At 40.6% G+C, this 16,824-nt stretch carries 13 protein-coding genes; 5 read left to right on the forward strand and 8 right to left on the reverse strand.

Going from position 1 to position 16,824, the window contains the following annotated elements; all coding sequences use genetic code 11:
- Window positions 1–98 precede the first annotated feature (98 nt).
- From V7L01_RS13305 to V7L01_RS13315, 3 genes are all read left to right on the forward strand, one after another.
- The gene (locus tag V7L01_RS13305) at window positions 99–701 is read left to right on the forward strand and encodes a Uma2 family endonuclease (RefSeq protein WP_335035423.1); all 603 of its coding nucleotides are present in this window, start codon (window positions 99–101) and stop codon (window positions 699–701) included.
- A 210-nt stretch (window positions 702–911) separates the two neighbouring features.
- Complete coding sequence (locus V7L01_RS13310) at window positions 912–2,465, forward strand: RNA-directed DNA polymerase (RefSeq protein WP_335035425.1); 1,554 nt, start codon at window positions 912–914, stop codon at window positions 2,463–2,465.
- 276 nt (window positions 2,466–2,741) lie between these two features.
- The gene (locus tag V7L01_RS13315; RefSeq protein ID WP_335035427.1) at window positions 2,742–3,686 is read left to right on the forward strand and encodes a dienelactone hydrolase family protein; all 945 of its coding nucleotides are present in this window, start codon (window positions 2,742–2,744) and stop codon (window positions 3,684–3,686) included.
- A gap of 26 nt (window positions 3,687–3,712) precedes the next feature.
- On the opposite strand, the gene V7L01_RS13320 is transcribed toward V7L01_RS13315, so the two are convergent.
- The 5 genes from V7L01_RS13320 to V7L01_RS13340 all read right to left on the reverse strand — a co-directional run bounded on the left by V7L01_RS13320 (window position 3,713) and on the right by V7L01_RS13340 (window position 8,690).
- A complete protein-coding gene (locus tag V7L01_RS13320; RefSeq protein ID WP_335035429.1) occupies window positions 3,713–5,599 on the reverse strand; it encodes a S9 family peptidase in 1,887 nt (628 codons plus the stop codon).
- Window positions 5,600–5,945: 346 nt separating this feature from the next.
- Window positions 5,946–6,347 (reverse strand): hypothetical protein, encoded by a 402-nt coding sequence (locus tag V7L01_RS13325; protein WP_335035430.1) that lies wholly within the window; start codon window positions 6,345–6,347, stop codon window positions 5,946–5,948.
- A complete protein-coding gene (locus tag V7L01_RS13330; RefSeq protein WP_335035432.1) occupies window positions 6,292–7,737 on the reverse strand; it encodes a RecQ family ATP-dependent DNA helicase in 1,446 nt (481 codons plus the stop codon). Before V7L01_RS13330 ends, V7L01_RS13325 begins: the two co-directional genes overlap by 56 nt.
- Before the next feature lie 426 nt (window positions 7,738–8,163).
- Window positions 8,164–8,436, reverse strand: coding sequence for a type II toxin-antitoxin system RelE/ParE family toxin (locus V7L01_RS13335; RefSeq protein ID WP_335035434.1), 273 nt, complete (start codon window positions 8,434–8,436; stop codon window positions 8,164–8,166).
- Complete coding sequence (locus V7L01_RS13340; RefSeq protein ID WP_335035436.1) at window positions 8,433–8,690, reverse strand: type II toxin-antitoxin system ParD family antitoxin; 258 nt, start codon at window positions 8,688–8,690, stop codon at window positions 8,433–8,435. Before V7L01_RS13340 ends, V7L01_RS13335 begins: the two co-directional genes overlap by 4 nt.
- 374 nt (window positions 8,691–9,064) lie before the next feature.
- Here V7L01_RS13340 and V7L01_RS13345 point away from each other — a divergent pair, with 374 nt between their 5' ends.
- Window positions 9,065–11,521 (forward strand): HEAT repeat domain-containing protein, encoded by a 2,457-nt coding sequence (locus V7L01_RS13345; RefSeq protein WP_335035438.1) that lies wholly within the window; start codon window positions 9,065–9,067, stop codon window positions 11,519–11,521.
- Between the two features lie 145 nt (window positions 11,522–11,666).
- Here V7L01_RS13345 and V7L01_RS13350 read toward each other — a convergent pair whose 3' ends face one another.
- Window positions 11,667–12,347: a SnoaL-like polyketide cyclase gene (locus V7L01_RS13350; protein WP_335035440.1), complete on the reverse strand. Its 681-nt coding sequence runs from the start codon at window positions 12,345–12,347 to the stop codon at window positions 11,667–11,669.
- 443 nt (window positions 12,348–12,790) lie between these two features.
- Between V7L01_RS13350 and V7L01_RS13355 the strand changes: the two genes are divergently transcribed.
- The gene (locus V7L01_RS13355; RefSeq protein ID WP_335035442.1) at window positions 12,791–13,696 is read left to right on the forward strand and encodes an amino acid ABC transporter substrate-binding protein; all 906 of its coding nucleotides are present in this window, start codon (window positions 12,791–12,793) and stop codon (window positions 13,694–13,696) included.
- Between the two features lie 239 nt (window positions 13,697–13,935).
- On the opposite strand, the gene V7L01_RS13360 is transcribed toward V7L01_RS13355, so the two are convergent.
- Both V7L01_RS13360 and V7L01_RS13365 read right to left on the reverse strand, forming a co-directional pair.
- The gene (locus V7L01_RS13360; RefSeq protein ID WP_335035444.1) at window positions 13,936–15,540 is read right to left on the reverse strand and encodes a 2-isopropylmalate synthase; all 1,605 of its coding nucleotides are present in this window, start codon (window positions 15,538–15,540) and stop codon (window positions 13,936–13,938) included.
- 95 nt (window positions 15,541–15,635) lie between these two features.
- The gene (locus V7L01_RS13365) at window positions 15,636–16,157 is read right to left on the reverse strand and encodes a LabA-like NYN domain-containing protein (protein ID WP_041565194.1); all 522 of its coding nucleotides are present in this window, start codon (window positions 16,155–16,157) and stop codon (window positions 15,636–15,638) included.
- Window positions 16,158–16,824: the final 667 nt, after the last annotated feature.

The following is a 16,824-nucleotide window of genomic DNA, read 5'->3' on the forward strand; positions in this document are numbered from 1 at the left end:
CCACAGATAAATACCCATGAATTATCTGTGGTTTTAAATAAGAAATCGGGATTGATGAATTTAATAAACTATCAATACGTAACTTCTATTGAAGTGATATGACTGCAATCATTGGCAAACATTTAAGGCTTGAGGAATATTTGAAATATGACGATGGCACGGATAGCCAGTATGAACTGGTAGCAGGTGAGTTAGTTGCAATACCACCCGAAAGCCCAAAAAATGTCCAGATATCTCTCTTTTTGCTGGTCAATTTTCTCAAGTTCGTCCCAGTTAATCGGTTAAGTAACAAAGTTGAAATTGTTGTTGCTGGTTCTCGTGCGACAACTCGCATTCCTGACTTAGTTGTGCTGACGGATGAACTTGCAATAGCTTTAGAAGGTGCAACACGATCCACAATCACTCTAGATATGCCACCTCCGGCTTTAGTTGTCGAAGTTGTTTCTCCTGGCAAAGCTAACGAAGATCGGGACTATCGCTACAAACGTTCCGAGTATGCCGCAAGGGGAATTGCTGAATATTGGATTGTCGATCCACAAATAAATGCAGTTACCGTACTAATATTAGTTGACGGGTTTTATGAAGAAACCAGATTTTCAGGAAATACTGCGATCGCTTCTACTATTTTCCCAGAATTTCAGTTAACTGTAGAGCAAGTACTCAACGCCGGAGAAAGCAATGCGGGTAATGCCATTTCTTAGTTTAAATGTAAAAGGCAGACAGAATAAATGATTTTAGAGGTGCGATTTCGCAGTTTTCTTACTTAGTTGCGGCTGAAGGAGCTACTTTATTGTACAAAAACCTTGCTTGAGTACAGTTACTCCATTCATTAACTGCAATTACGATTGCTTTCATCTCGATTTCAGGGCAACATATCTTATAGTAAATTATGTAATCCTAAAATACTAAAGATGAATAGCAGAGATTTAATAGCTAGAGGATATTTCCCAAAAGAACTGCCTCCTCCTTTTAATACTATTTCCCTCGCTGACTTTGCTACATCTGGTAAAATAGATTTTCCACGTTACCCTAAGAGAACTGCAAAAATTTATAGTCATAATCATGTTAGATACAACTCATTAAGAAGAAACTTAGGTATTCCAAACCCAGTATTTTTCTTAGAAATTTCTAATTTATTAGATACTAATTGGTCTACAGTTAATCAAATAATAAAACGTTCTAATTTTTCAAAAAGTAAGCCTACTCATACTCCTCATCCACAACGTGAACGTTCTATTTCGCCTGTACTTGATTTCTACTTAATTCCTGTTGAAAGAGCTAAAAATAGAATAGCTGGGCGATATATATTACATACAGATATTTCTCGATTTTATCAATCTATTTACACTCATAGTATTCCCTGGGCAATACATGGAAAATCATTGGCTAAACAACAGAGAAATGATATGAATCTTCTGGGAAATAATCTTGATAAAATTTTGAGAAATAGTCAAGATGGTCAAACACTAGGTATCCCTATTGGTCCAGATACTTCATTAGTCATTGCCGAACTGATACTTTGTACAACAGATATAGAACTAGAAAAGCGATTACAAAACACTTGTAACTATCCATTTAAAGGCTTTCGTTATAGTGATGATTATGAGTTTGTATTTCAAAATATTTCAGATGCTGAATCAGCTTTAAGCCAAATTCAACAAGTACTTTCAGAGTTTGAATTAACTATTAACTTTGAAAAAACCCAAATTCTTGAGTTACCATGTTCTTTGGATTCAATATGGGTTTTAGAACTATCTGACTATAAATTTAGCGAAAATGGGCTTGCACAAATGCAAGATATTATTCGTTATTTTGATAAAGCATTTCAACTTAGAAATGAATTCCCTGGGGAACCAGTACTTAAATATGCAGTTGCACGAATTAGTAATATTAGCAATATTGATATAAATAATTGGTCTCTTCTTGAAAGTCTTCTCTTACAGTCAATTACTATTGAGCCTAGTACTTTACGTGATTCTCTTTCAATAATTCAAGAAAAGAAGATAAACAAATATAATATTAACTTATCCTTGCTTGAAGAAGTTATTAACTTTCAAATCTACAGAAATGCAATACTTGGACATAGCAGTGAAGTTGCTTGGGCTATATGGTCAGCAATGGTTTTTGACTTATCAATTAATAAGCTAGCTACAGAGTCTATTTCTAAAATGGAAGATTCTATAGTAGCAATTTTAGCTTTAAATGCACGAAAGCAAGGGCAGATTAAAGAAAGTTTAGATACAAGTACATGGGAACAATTTTTAAATGAAGATGAACTTTATGGTGAGCAATGGCTCCTTTGTTATGAAGCTAATCTACAAGGGCATTTATCTAAAAAAGTCGATTATGTATCAAAAGATCCTTGGTTTTCTCTGCTCAAGGATAATGGTATTACTTTTTATGGAAGTAAGACTCCTTTAGTTATTCCGCCAAACTCTACTAGTGGCCCCTCTGGTAGATTCTGACTTTGGCAATTTAATTTAACCTGTTAAAACTAGTATTTGGCGAGAAACTCTTCTGCGATCTTCTCAGAATTACAGCTAACCGCAGAACAAGTACTCAAAGCTGGAGAAAGCAATGCGGGTAATGCCATTTATTAGTTTAAATTTAAAAGGAAGACAGACGCAGCATTGGCTTAATCTGGCGAAATTGCGATCGAGTCTGGTAAACCAGCCTGCTGCTGACCATAACTATTGGTAAGCTAGAGGCAATGCCAGTTCTGCTGAGTTATTTTACCCTAAATGAACGAATCAGTAGACTTTCGCCGGAATCTTCTCAGATGCTTGGGAGGCGAATGGCCCGAGCCTTGTCCGCTCGATCCACAGATGGAGAACTCAATAGCTCGTGAGGGATATCGAATTGACAAAGTAACATATCAGGTCGAACCCGGAGAGCGTGTGGCTGCGTATGTTCTTGTACCTGATAGTGTGACTCCCAAATCACCTGCTCCAGCGATCGCTGTCTGGCATCAGCATAATAATAATTGGGCGCTCGGTAAGAGTGAGCCTGCCGGTCTTATAGGCGATCCAACACAATTCACAGGTGTTGCTCTGGCACGCGAAGGGTATGTTGTGCTTTGTCCAGACGCCCTGTGCTTTGAGGAACGACAGGACTCGATTCTTCGAGGAGGTGATTTTGAGCGCTTTGTGTTCTTGCGCTATCTCGTCAACGGCAAGTGCCTTGCATGGAAATACATACTCGATATGCACAGAGCTATCGACTACTTGTGTTCGCGACCCGATGTGAATACTGACGCGATCGGTTGCTATGGTCATTCCCTTGGCTCGATTTTCACATGGCTTATCGGCCCTTGGGAAACACGGCTCAAGTGTCTTGTGGGAAACTGCGCTCTGCCAACCTACTCTGCCATTCATAGCACTCGTCGTCTTGCTGGATTTGGTATCTTCATTCCTGGTTTGAACCAATACGGAGATACACCGGACATTGCGGCGCTGATTGCTCCTCGTCCTCTACACCTCAATTTTGGCAGCGAGGATAAACACAGTCCGGTTATTGAGGTCAGGAAGGGTATGGAGACAATTTACAAGGCTTATTATAAGTGTGAGGCTGAAGATAGTTTTACCTACTTCATCGAAGAGAACCAGGGGCACGTATTGTCTGAGCAGATGTGGGAGCGTGCGAAATCTAAGTTTCTCAAATATTTGCCGCCAAAAGGTGGTCGGTGAATCACACTAACCACCTTTTTGAGACTTTATTTAACTATTCCTGAATGACCGGGGATATCTGCCAAAGGTTCAAATCTACCGCCTAAATATTTGGCGATAAACTCTTCTGCGATCGCAAAAAAGTGCAACCGATTTTCTGGTCTGGCAAAACCATGTCCTTCATCTGTATAAAGTGCATATTGCACTGGTAAACCAGCTTGCTGCATTGCGTTGACAATTTGATCGCTTTCTGATTGTTTCACTCGCGGATCGTTTGCACCTTGACCGATAAGTAAAGGTTTTTGAATCCGGTCAGCAAAGAATAAAGGCGATCGCGATTTCAGAAACTCTTCTTCTGTCTCTAAATTACCAACGCGATGAGAAAGCATTGCCTTCAATGGTTCCCAATAAGGCGGTATAGTTTCTATCAAAGTAATCAGGTTACTTGGCCCGACAATATCCACGCCAGCCGCAAATATTTCTGGTGTAAAAGTCAATCCTACTAGAGTGGCGTAACCTCCATAAGAACCGCCCATAATCGCAATCTTTTGCGGGTCGGAAATGCCTTGTTCCACCAGCCAATTAACACTATCAATCAAGTCATCGTGCATTTTACCAGCCCATTCCCGATTCCCAGCATTCAAAAATGCTTTACCGTAGCCAGTGGAACCGCGAAAGTTAACTTGCAGAACGGCATAACCCCTGTTAGCTAGCCATTGCGTTGTGGGAGAGAAACCCCAAGTATCCCGCGCCCAAGGGCCGCCGTGAACCAGTAGTACTGTTGGGAGATTCTGCGTAGGTATTCCTACAGGGGTTGTCAGGTAACTGTGGATAGTTAAACCATCCCGCGCTTCGTAGGAAATTGGTTGCATTGAAGCTAACTGCAACGTTTCGAGTTTGGGTTGGTTACTAAAGAGGAAAGTGCTAGTTTTGGACTCTCGGTTGTAGGCATAGTAATAAACTGGCCCATCGTCGGTTCTATAAGCTACTAGCCAGGTTTTATCTTCCAAGTCACGGCTAATTACAGAAAATTCTCCAGGACGCACCTTGGCGATTTCCTCAAAATCAGTGGCGATACTTTGGTCAATTACCTGCCATTCCTGTTTATCTTTGTAGAAAGAAACTGCTTGGATAACTCGCGTTAATGGGTGAATAATTATCCCCACGACATCATACTGCTCATCTTCAGCAATGACAGTTTCTTGACGGCTATCTAAGTCAACAGCTAGCAGACGTTTGGCATTAGCATCGTGATTGCCTTGAATATAAAGGGTTTTGCCATCATCTGAGAAGCTAACAGAATTCCCTTCTTCTTCCGCTCCCCAGTGGCGGAGAATTTCCCACTGTTTATCTGATTTCTGCAATAAGAGGTCGTAACCACCATCGGGTGTGCTAGCTGTCGCTGCACGTATTTGAAAATCAGCGTCAGATGTCCAGCTGATAATATTACCGGGGTTATCGGTGTCGAACTCAACCGCACCATTTTTAAGGTTGATGCGGTAAACGTCAAACTTTTGAGGATTGTTCAAGTTCAACGCTACCAGCACTTGATCTGGAAATTTCGGTTCCAGTTCCACAAGTTCGGCTTTTACACCCTGGAATGGCGTTAAGTCACGCACAATTTTGGAGTGGATATTAACTAAGTGGAGGTGAAAGTTCTCGTCGCCATCCGAGTCTTGCATATAAATCAACTGGTCGGCGTTATAAGTCCAGAAGAAAATGCGGATACCGCGCTTTTTGTCGGCTGTTAGTATCTGGTCGTCTTCTTGTCCTATAGTTCGCAACCATACCTGCAAGACATTTTTCTCATCAGGGGCGATATATGCCAAGTACTTGCCATCAGGCGAGAGTTGTGGGCTGGTTTTTTCGGGATTCCCAAACAGAATTTCGCGCGGAATCAACGGTGGTAGGGAGGGCGCTTGAGCAGATGACATATTTTTATCCTCTACTTGACTACCTTATTGTCACTTGGTTATCAAAATGACAATTCATCCTATTGGGTGAACCTAGAATAGGTCTGACTTTTCACGTTATGTGGAAAAGCGCACGAAAAACCTAACCCCCAACACGTCGCGGGAAGGGGGAAAATTCAAAGTCTCTCTCCTTTTAGGAGAGAGATTTAGAGAGAGGTTTTCCAGATACCGTGAAAAGTCAGAGAATAAGTAGGGGAATGCCTGAAAGTAAAAAAGCGCCCCATGTAGAGACGCAATTTATCGCGTCTAAAACACAGGCACATTAAAGAGACGCGAGAAATTGCCGTCTCTCCAGAGAATTTACTCATTAATTATTCTTGGTGATGAGTCTTTGATATTCGTGAATGAGTCTTTTATACTCGGCGACGAGTCTTTGATATTCATGAACGAGTCTTTTATACTCGGCGACGAGTCTTTGATATTCGTGAATGAGTCTTTTATACTCGGCGACGAGTCTTTGATACTCGTGAACGAGTCTTTTATATTCGTGAATGAGTCTTTTATACTCGGCGACGAGTCTTTGATATTCTTGAACGAGTCTTTTATACTCGGCGACGAGTCTTTGATATTCTTGAACGAGTCTTTTATACTCGGCGACGAGTCTTTTATACTCGGCGATGAGTCTTTTATACTCGGCGATGAGTCTTTTATACTCATTGACGGCAATTATCGCAATGTCCGCAACGCAGGTTAGCTGCTTCTTTGTCAAAACCAAAGGCATTTAACAAAAACTGCCAACGACACTGCTTAGTTGTTAGGTATTGCTGCATCTGTTTAACAGCGTGTAATTGCGTCGGTGGCTGATTTCCGGCTTTTTGCCCGATGCTGTAATGGAAAGGATCGAGCCAGTTTAGCTGGCCGTTGCTATGGAGTAAAGCTAGTGCCGTTGCACCTTCGGGAAATTGTCGAGTTACTGCATTCACTTCTCCCTGTTTTGGTAATTTTTTCACAAGTTGCTGCGCTATTTGTTGTTGCGATCGCATTTGTTCTTGAAAAAAATCCTGTCTTTGCTTATCCCCTGAATCTAACCACCCCGTAGGTTCACTCACCAATGTCAACGCTTCGGCTGGTTTCCCATCCCTTCCAGCGCGGCCAATTTCTTGCACATATTCAGATAGCAGATGCGGCGCATGAAAATGGGCAACCCAGCGAACGTCACTTTTATTTATCCCCATACCAAACGCACAGGTACACACAACAAAGGGGATTTTGCCACTTAACCAGTTTGCTTCTACTTCACGGCGTTCTGTTGCGCCCAATCCCGCATGATAGCTAGCTGTAGCGTAACCCATCTCTGCTAACCATTGGGCTAAATCTTCGCTATCTCTCCGAGTGCGAACATAAACTAATCCCGATTGTTGCGGTCTATTTTGAATAAACTTTAATAATTGTTGTTTTCTACCTCGTGGTGTCCAAGCGATGCGAACGCTGGGATGCAAGTTCGGACGGTAGGGATTCAAGCGGAAAATCTCTGGTTGCTGTAATTGTAAAACTGTTTGAATAATTTTTTGGGCTGAGGGGTCAGCAGTAGCAGTAAAAGCGGCGATGCTGATTTTTGTTCCTGGTGGTTTTGATTTGAGCAATGCCGGACGCACCGCCCCTAATCTGCGATAAGCTGGGCGAAAAGTATCACCCCACTGCACCAAACAATGAGCTTCATCTAAAATCAAACCATTAATTTGCAATTGCGGGTGGCATAATCTTTCCCAAACTGGGACACTGAGCAAAGTTTCGGGCGATAAATAAAGTAATCTTAGCTGTTGGCGTTCTAAAGCTTGCAGAGTTGCACGGCGTTGAGATGAAGATAATTCACTATGTAAAAGTGCTGCTTTTTGGTGGCTTTGTAGTAATTCCTGAACTTGGTTTTCCATTAACGCCACCAAGGGCGAAACTACCAAAGTTAATCCTGTTTGTAGCAGTGCGGGAAGTTGAAAACAAATCGACTTACCACCACCTGTGGGCATAATAATCAGCGCATCTTTCTGTGCCAATAAACTGCTGACAATTTCTCCCTGTGGTGGACGGAAATCTTCATAACCCCAGATTTTTTTAAAAGCAGTGCGGACTTCTTGCCAAGATTTTGTTGTAGGCTGATTCATAATCAATAACTAGATGCACCCATATCATTGAATGCTGAATATAGCCTCTGTTATCCAGCTAATGGTTCAGTAATTTCATCATCTTAGGTTGCAACGCGCTGACCGCAAGAATGAATTATAGTTATTACAATACGGTTCAGTTAAGGTTTTTTGATGAAAATTTTAGACCGCTAAAGATGCGATAAATCATCACAAAGACGCGATAAATCGCCGTCTCTACAAAAGACTGATGATTGTAGAGACGGCGATTCATCGCGTCTCTTGCCTTAACCGAACTAGTAACAGTGACTTAGGGACATTGCAGTGTTATCTGGAGGTTACGCTTAGATATTTTCCAAAATCAAATCAGATTGCTATATTTATTAAATCTCCACTGATAATCCTGGATTAAAGTAATTATTTGGCTCATCTGGATAACCACGCGGATTACAAATAACGCGAGTCAAACCGATTTGATAATCTAATTGATTGTGCTCTTGGATAGTAAAATATAATATAATAATTCACAACAAAACCGCGCAGATTTGGTACAAGCCTTCCATAGCTTTTTCCCATATTAGGGAAACTCGCTACTAATTTACATTTGGAGCGAATGTCATCAAAAAGTTTACTGGCTGCTTTTGGGCTACTCCGACCAATATATTCACAAATTTCATCTAAATCTTGAATTGCTGCATCTGAAAATGAATAATTACTCATTCAGAGGACTCCTCAGCAATTAAACGAATTTTTTCTTGTAATCTGGCAAATACAACTTCGCCGTCAGTTACTTGTCCCTTAGCAATTTGTTCAGTTCCTACAGAAATTTTTTGCCGTAATTCTTCAAGTCGCTGCTCTCTTTCTTGTAACAGTTTAAATGCTTCATTGATGACATCATCTGCATTAGTAAATCTACCACTTGCAAGCTGTGCCTGAATAAATTGCTCTAGTTCTGGTTTAATTTGGATATACATATTTTTTAGCTTTATAGAATTAATATTCTTATCTAGATTCTAACAACATTGCTACATCAAAAGCAATTCTTGAACGGTAACTAAGCAATTGATGTTTACCTTTCTCGTACCAAGGTGTTTCGTCAAGGTGGATGTTAGACACAAAAGATGCTCATGGACTTTACCGCTGTTATAGATTTAAAAATTTGACAGAACCAGAGAAAATTATGATGCGTTTAAATTCCAATGCTAACCAAGCTTGAGCAAAGCGAGGGCAAACCAGTGCGTAGGCGTAGCCCGTCGTAGACATCGCTAACCCGCATTGACAGTTAGATTACAATCTAGGTATAGTTTCTCTGACTGGAGTTGTTCATCGGGTGATTCAATCCGATTCAATGACAAAGCATACCAGACAAGTATTACTTAGTGCGCTCAAGGTAGTTGTCTTATGCCTGACACTGTTCCTACTATGCACAAGCAATAGTTGGGCGCAAATCACTACTGACAGCAAAATTGCTCCCCTGATTGAGAAGCTGATAGATAACGATGCCCACATCAGAAGCCTTGCAGCAGATGCATTAGTTAATATCGGTTCGCCAGCAGTACCGTCTCTGATTGAGGCTTTGAAAAATCAGGATATTAATCTTCGCTGGCACGCTGCTTCAGTTTTAGGAGATTTGGGTGCAGAAGCAGCACCAGCCGTTCCAGCCTTAAGTGCAGCATTACAGGATGAGGATGGACAAGTCCGCCTGTACGCCACCTTAGCTTTAGGAAATATTGGTACAGCAGCCAAAGCAGCAGTTCCATCGTTGATGGCGGCATTACAAGACAAGGAGCAATTTGTTCGCATTTATGTTCCTTCTGCACTCAGAAAAATTGGTGTAGAAGCGAAAGTAGCTGTCCCAGTATTAACTGCTGCCTTAAAAGATAAGAACCCCACTGTACGTTACAATTCTGCCTACGCTTTGGGTGCAATGGGTACAGAAGCAGTATCTTCTGTCCCGAATTTAATTGCCCTGTTGAATGATAGCCAGTTTTACGTGCGTTTAGGTGCTATCAAAGGTTTAGGAGGAATAGCGGCAGGCTTTCAGGACAAGGCAAATGCTTTACCTACCTCCAAATTGCAAAAAGTCATCTCAGACTTTGAAGAGGTATTGGCAACTATACAAAAATATAAAGACAAATTTACAGAGACGGACATTAAGCTGATACGTCGTCCTCTCAATGCCCTGAAAGCAGAAAAAGAAACTCGCCTCTTTGATAGAGCTTTGGAATCGCTATTTAAGCATAAATTACTCTTGGGAATTGCCGCTTACCTTATCTTATTGCCTTCTATTTGGTTAATTCTCTTACGGGTAGCCCCTTTATGGTTGTTGAAAATTAACAACGCCCTCAAACCTTACACAGATTTTTCTCTCCCATTTATCAGCGTTAATGTACCTCTGCGATATGTGCTATTTGTTGGCTGGTTTCATTACCATCCCAGAGTATTAGATGCATGGGTAGCTAAATATATCAAAGCAGCCCGCGAACAATTTCCCAAAAAGGATACAGTTAGCAGTCGCGCCTGTTACATTCCCATTCCCGTTGTTCTGGATGGTACAACAGTTCCCCAACTGATGAATGAGAATTTGCACTCAACTTTCGAGAAACAACGTAGCTGCCTAGTAATTGGTGGGGAAGGGGGTGTAGGTAAAACCAGTTTAGCGTGTCGAATCGCTGGGTGGGCAATGGCTGAAGATGAAGACCAACAACTCTGCAAACATTTGATGTTACCTGTGCTTTTAGAAGAAGAATTTCGGGTAACTGAAGGTAAGTCGCCGCTTTTAGAAGCTATCAGAGGACAGTTGCAAGCTTTAATTGATGAACCAGAGCCGATTTGTCAAGAATTACTGTTACGTTTGTTAAGAAAGAAACGCATTTTAGTGATTGTAGACCGATTCTCAGAAATGAATGGCACTACACGAGAAGCAATTGAGCCGGAGTCGCCAGAGTTTCCGGTGAATGCGTTGGTGATTACTTCCCGAATTGAGGAAAAGCTGGGGCGGGTTAATAAGACGATAATTAAACCCTTGCGGATTGAGGCTAATAAACTATCGTCCTTTATGGAAGCTTATCTCATGCAGCGAGGTAAACGCGATCGCTTTACTGACCAGGAATTTTTTGACGCTTGTAACCGTCTTTCTCTGATGGTCGGTCAAAATAATATCACTGTCTTGCTGGCTAAACTTTATGCTGAACAGTTAATCGCCAGTAAAGATGTTACATCTAATATTTCTGCGTTGCCAGAGAATATTCCTAATTTGATGCTGGGTTATATCAATGAACTCAATCGTGATGTTACAGACGAGCAATTTGATGACCGCACTGTGCATCAAATTGCCAAAACCATCGCCTGGGAATGCTTGCAGCAAAGTTATCAACCAGGAACCGCCAAGCGTGCAGATGCCATTGCTGCATTAGCAGCTTTGGGTATTGATGACCCCGAAGCATACCTCAATTATCTGGAAAAGCGCCTGCACCTGATTCAAACTATCGGTTCTGCCAAAGACAGAATCCGTTTCTGTCTCGATCCTTTAGCGGAGTATCTTGCAGGTTGGTATTTAATAGAATTGTATGGCAATAACGATGGCAAATGGCGATCGCATTTTTTCAAAAAGGCAGACGATTTAGTTAAAACAGGCGCACCCGATGCCATCAAAGGCTTGTTGTTGGCAGTGCGAGATTGCTACTTATCTGAGGTTCAAGGTAGTAAAGAAACGGATTTTGTACCCCAGAAATCGGGTAAACTGGCTGGATTTACATCTTCAATCAATACACCAGCTACTACTGTGCAAACACTAATACCATAAACGACATTTTTCAATTTATTAAAATTTCTCGGCATTCCCTTCTATTGCAGACTTTCGATGATTATAATCACTCAATCGGCACTCACTGCTGTTTGCTTAGAGCACCGATCGAGCCTACTATTAGATGACTATAACTAAATGAAAATTAGTGATTGTTCTGATTTTGAGAATGAAAAGGACAACCACCTGCCGTTAATTTCTCAAGAAAGACATTATTATCAAAATAATGCTCTAAAGACTCAATCTTCAAATCATCAGTGACGCGAGCAATACTAACTCCGACGATTTCGATTGTTTCACCTGTGGGTGCATAGTCCTTATAGGAACCATTAAATGTTCCCCAATGTCGCCACTTAAAGGTAACATTAGGCGGCCCCGAAAGAACCTCTGTTAATTCCCAAAGGAAGCCATTGGGGAAGGCTGTATGAAAAACTTGAAATGAAGATTCAAAGGTTTCTGTTTCAGAGTCATATTGCTCAGTTTTACCCAAAAACAGGTTATAAGTACCTTCATCTGCAACATCCTGAGCAGTAAATTGTTGTCCGCCATTGGTACTCATCTTAAACTTATCGGTAACAATCGAAAGCCACTGTTGAGGGTTAGATTTATTAGAAGCTTCCATCTCAAAAGTGCGGACTAAGTTTTGAGCGATCGCTTCTAAAGAACCTTCAGGATGCTGAAATTTACTCTCTTGATGAAGAAATTCATTGGTGTAAGAATAATCCGGGCGTTTTCCTTCTCGCCACTGTACTTCTTCATCATGAGCAATGACTATATCTCTATCTTGTACCCAGAGCGGCAATTCTGTAGTTTTTTCGCTACTCATACAAGCCCACTGACTATAAACATCGTTTCTCAGAATAAAGTTTTATGAATATAAGTCAATCAAAAATTCTAAAAAAGTAAACAATATTCATAATCAACTCAATAAACTTGACTTTTTGCACAAATACGAATGCAGGCAATACGGATGCTTCTTGAGCTAAAAACTTATCCTATCGCAATAACGATGGCAAATTATGCGGATATGATATCATTCCCAAGTGTATATTTTATTTTCTGGAAGTACCTGATGTAAAGAATAATTACTAGATAATCTGACTATGTACTTGATAGTGATAATTTCTTGACCTTGATATATACAGCAGATTTCAAGGAAGGTGAAGTACACAAGCTGAGTCTGTTACACAGATATAAAGCGTGTTTTATTCCTGAATTCTGTTGTAAATCAAATTTAATTTTTGAAAAAACTACCTACTCTTAAAGCTTATGTATAAAAAAATTGCTATTCCTATTTTAAGTCTCATGTTTGCAACGCTCATACCTAATGTGGTCGCTGCTGAGACTGTGATGCAAAAAGTAGCGAGAACAGGGGTATTAACCGCTGGTACTAGTAGAGATGCGCTACCTTTTGCCTATGTGGATAGTCAAGGAAAGTTAAATGGCTATTCTGTAGATATGCTAACTTTGATTAAAGAGAAATTAGAAAAAGACTTAGGAAAAAAAATTAAACTGCAATTAGTTGGTCTTAGCCCCTCTGAGCGAATTCCTAAAATAGTTAATCGACAAGTTGATATTGTGTGTGATGCTAGTAGTTTTACATGGAAGCGAGATAAAAAAGTAGACTTTTCTATCAGCTACGGTGTGACTGGAACCCAATTATTAGTTAAGAAAGGAAGTAATCTAGGTTCTGCTGAATCCCTTATTGGTAAGCAAATTGGCGTGCTAGCGGGAACCACAAATGAGCAGGCGATCGCTCGTGTACAACCCCAAGCTAAACTGGTGTATTTTAAAACTAGAGCAGAGGGATACACAGCTTTGCAAAAAGGTACTATTGATGCTTTCTCATCCGATAGCATTCTTTTAGAGGCATGGCTGCAACAGCAAAAAAATCCAGATGATTTTGCGATCGTACCCAATCGCCCTTATTCACGAGAAGGTATCGCTTGTATGGTGCCAGAAAATAACTCGAAATTCTTGGATACAGTCAACTATTCTCTAGTCAAGTTCATGCAAGGATTCGTCAATGGTAATCAGCGATATGTCACTATTTTTGACCGTTGGTTTGGATCTCAAGGCGCTGTAGCACTCAATCGGGATTTACGCGATTTGGTGGTGGAAACTATGCAATTGCTCATAGAATTTCGTGAGGAAATTCCCAAAAATGAACTGTAAAATAATTGCATTTTCACCGCAAAATCATCTAGTTAACTATTTCTTAGGAGTTTTCTCATTAGACATCTCCAGAAATTAAATATGCGTTACCCATAACCCTTGTAGAGACGTAGCACTGCTACGTCAAAACAATTCTTTTTCGGAGATGGCTATTAGTCATTAGTGCTAATGACTAATGACTAATGACTTCGATTTCCCCCCGGCTTCAAGCCGGGGGATGAGTTAAAACAGAAGTCTTTCTACACTTTCTGTGCAGTTACTTCCTCTGGCTTTTGTTGAGTTTGCAAAGATGCATACAACCTATTCAACGCATTTACATAAGCTTGCGCGGATGCCACGATGATATCTGTGTTCGCTGCATGACCAGAAAACACTTTAGATTCATAACGTAAACGAATCGTTACTTCTCCAATGGCATCAATACCGGCTGTTACTGACTGCACGGAAAACTCAATCAACTCGTTGGGCACATTCACCACACGGTTGATGGCTTTGTAAACTGCATCCACTGGCCCAGTACCGATCGCAGCATCGGTTAATTCTTCACCTTCTGGGGTGCGGAGGGTGACTGTAGCTGTAGGACGGGCGTTGCTACCACAGGAAACTTGCACTAATTCTACTCGGAACAAATCGGGTGCTTGTTGGATTTCATCGTTAACGATCGCTTCCAAATCCCAATCAGAAATATCTTTCTTTTTATCTGCTACTTCTTTGAATCTGACGAAGGCTTTATTTAACTCAGTATCTGACAGTTCAAAGCCCAATTCTTTCAACCGAGTGCGGAAAGCATTTCTCCCTGAATGTTTGCCCAAAACTATTTGATTGTCTGTTAAGCCAATCAATTGGGCATCCATAATTTCATAGGTAAGCTTGTTTTTTAGCACACCATCTTGGTGAATCCCAGACTCATGGGCAAAGGCATTCGCCCCCACAATCGCTTTATTTGGTTGTACTAACATTCCCGTCAAATTGGAAACTAGGCGTGAGGTTTTGTAAATTTGCCGAGTGTCGATATTTGTCAGGGATTCTTGAGATTCTTCTGGTCTTCCCAAAAAGGGATTAAAATATTGCCGCCGCACATGCAACGCCATCACCAATTCTTCTAGCGATGCATTTCCGGCGCGTTCGCCAATGCCATTGATGGTACATTCTAGTTGCCGTGCGCCATTTTTCACAGCTTCTAAGAAGTTAGCAACTGCCAAGCCTAAATCATTATGACCGTGAACGGAAATAATCGCTTGGTCAATGTTGGGGACATTTTCGATAATGCCCTTAATCATTGCTCCAAATTCGCTGGGAGTTGTGTAACCCACAGTATCAGGAATGTTAACTGTTGTTGCACCAGCTGCGATCGTTCGCTCTAACACTTGGTAAAGAAATTCTGGATCGGAACGAGCCGCATCCATTGGCGAAAATTCTACATCTGCCATGAAGGACTTGGCATAAGCTACCATTTCTTCTGCGATCGCTAGCACTTCTGCCCGTGACTTTCGCAATTGATACTCTAAATGAATATCAGAAGTAGAAATAAATGTGTGAATTCTGGCGTTAACTGCTGGTTTTAATGCTTCGGCGGCCGCTTCAATATCTGCTTTAATCGCTCTTGCTAAACTGCAAATTACTGGCCCATTTTCTGTTCCGACAATTTTGGCAATCTTGCTAACTGCTTCAAAATCTCCAGGGCTAGCAAAGGCAAAGCCTGCCTCAATTATATCCACACCCAGACGGGCTAATTGCTTGGCAATAACTAGCTTCTCGTCTATGTTTAGAGTTGCTCCCGGACACTGCTCTCCATCTCGCAGCGTAGTATCAAAAATGATGATTCGGTCTGTTTTGTTTGTCATTTGCTGTTTGTTGTTTAGTTTCTACTTTTAGCTCAAAATATCTTCAACCTTAGTTTTTCTTTTACTCTTACTTTTGTAAATAATTGCTAAGACTACTAACCTTCGGTTTTTTCTATTTGATCTCTGATATCATTTAAATCTATATATCTATCAGTAGCATTCCGTAGCTCTCTAGCTATCATTCCTTCTGTTGACACTACTGTAATATGTGTATTTTTTGAGCGTAATAGTTCAATTGCTCTTTCAAAATCTCCATCGCCACTGAATAATACTACTCGGTCATACTGGTCTACCGTATTAAACATATCTACAACAATTTCAATATCTAAATTCGCTTTTTGTGAGTAACGACCAGAAGTATCATCATAATATTCTTTAAGAATTTTAGTTCTGACTGTATAACCTAGACTAATTAGAGCATCTCTAAAACCTCGCTGATCTTGTGGGTCTTTTAAGCCAGTGTACCAGAATGCATTAATTAATGTTGTTTCTGATTGCTCATGTTTGAAGTATTCTAAGACTCGCCGCGGGTCAAAAAACCAGCCATTTTTTTGTTGAGCATAGAACATATTGTTTCCATCTACAAAAATAGACAGACGATTCATTGGAGAACCCATACAAATTTACACCTAATAATATATATGAATTTAGATGGAACAATAGATTATAGCAATTTTCAAATGCCTTGTTTGCTAATATCTATAAAGTAGCTCTTCATCTATAGCTTTTATCCTACCTCTTTCAAGGCATAAAAACGGCTGCAACATTGGAGTTGAGATACTGGGTGCTAAACCTTATTCACCTCCGGTACTGCAAGAGCCACCCTACGATCAAAATCTACCAATAAAATTGACTGAGTAACAGCATTCATAGCTGTATAACACTAAAGTTTACTCCTAAAGAGGTATAGCATAGGCTTAGGGTTGGATATATGTTAATGCCTATCTATAAGTTTTGTTGTCAGTATAAGGATACGCTTTCTGGAGAATACCAATATTGCCCCAAAGACAGAAGACAGACTTTGGACAGCTTCTACTAGAGCACCTAGTTTGGAGCGTACCTGTTGGTTAGGTTAGGGTAAAATATCGCCACAACCAAATGCAGAGGCAGAGTATATTTAACTCCGATCTGTGAGACAATCACTAGTTGTAACTCACTCAACAGAAAAAGAATAAGTTAGATAGTGCTTGAGTAGGAATCTCTTGGGGGCTAGCTCTGCCAATAAAAATTTGTTGATGAATAGAAGATACTTTACAAATGTATAAGATTGTCATTTAAGTCTTA

Origin of the sequence: Nostoc sp. (assembly GCF_036917095.1) — a bacterium.
GTDB lineage: Bacteria > Cyanobacteriota > Cyanobacteriia > Cyanobacteriales > Nostocaceae > Nostoc.

Bases quoted from the DNA above. Each gene is read 5' to 3' on its own strand.
- V7L01_RS13305 (WP_335035423.1), top strand. From the start codon at position 99: ATGACTGCAATCATTGGCAAACATTTAAGGCTTGAGGAATATTTGAAA.
- V7L01_RS13310 (WP_335035425.1), top strand. From the start codon at position 912: ATGAATAGCAGAGATTTAATAGCTAGAGGATATTTCCCAAAAGAACTG.
- V7L01_RS13355 (WP_335035442.1), top strand. From the start codon at position 12,791: ATGTATAAAAAAATTGCTATTCCTATTTTAAGTCTCATGTTTGCAACG.
- V7L01_RS13335 (WP_335035434.1), bottom strand. From the start codon at position 8,436: ATGAGTAATTATTCATTTTCAGATGCAGCAATTCAAGATTTAGATGAA.
- V7L01_RS13350 (WP_335035440.1), bottom strand. From the start codon at position 12,347: ATGAGTAGCGAAAAAACTACAGAATTGCCGCTCTGGGTACAAGATAGA.
- V7L01_RS13315 (WP_335035427.1), top strand. From the start codon at position 2,742: ATGAACGAATCAGTAGACTTTCGCCGGAATCTTCTCAGATGCTTGGGA.
- V7L01_RS13365 (WP_041565194.1), bottom strand. From the start codon at position 16,157: ATGGGTTCTCCAATGAATCGTCTGTCTATTTTTGTAGATGGAAACAAT.
- V7L01_RS13345 (WP_335035438.1), top strand. From the start codon at position 9,065: ATGACAAAGCATACCAGACAAGTATTACTTAGTGCGCTCAAGGTAGTT.
- V7L01_RS13340 (WP_335035436.1), bottom strand. From the start codon at position 8,690: ATGTATATCCAAATTAAACCAGAACTAGAGCAATTTATTCAGGCACAG.
- V7L01_RS13360 (WP_335035444.1), bottom strand. From the start codon at position 15,540: ATGACAAACAAAACAGACCGAATCATCATTTTTGATACTACGCTGCGA.
- V7L01_RS13330 (WP_335035432.1), bottom strand. From the start codon at position 7,737: ATGAATCAGCCTACAACAAAATCTTGGCAAGAAGTCCGCACTGCTTTT.
- V7L01_RS13320 (WP_335035429.1), bottom strand. From the start codon at position 5,599: ATGTCATCTGCTCAAGCGCCCTCCCTACCACCGTTGATTCCGCGCGAA.